The following is a 243-nucleotide window of genomic DNA, read 5'->3' on the forward strand; positions in this document are numbered from 1 at the left end:
GGGCGCGGGCGTGCAGGACCAGAACCTCGGCACGAAGGTGCTCGCCTCCGGCAAGGGCCGCGCGCGCGTGATCGTGACGGTGCACGGCAAGCCCTCGCGGCTCGGCTCGCGACAGGTCGCCATCTTCAAGAAGCCGTTCTTCGGGATCCTCGGGTCGGAGGACGGCGCTGACGCCGACTACAACGACGGCATCGTGTCCCTGAACTGGCCGCTGGGCTGATCCTCACCCGTCACTAACGGCGG

Annotated in this window: 1 protein-coding gene; it reads left to right on the forward strand. The window is 69.1% G+C overall.

The annotated features are described in order from the left end of the window. A partial coding sequence (locus tag KVT39_RS37215) for a fucose-binding lectin II (protein ID WP_217591513.1) occupies window positions 1–220 on the forward strand: 220 nt, incomplete at its 5' end. Between the last annotated feature and the right edge of the window lie 23 nt (window positions 221–243).

Source organism: Burkholderia sp. GbtcB21 (assembly GCF_019091065.1).
GTDB lineage: Bacteria > Pseudomonadota > Gammaproteobacteria > Burkholderiales > Burkholderiaceae > Burkholderia > Burkholderia pyrrocinia_C.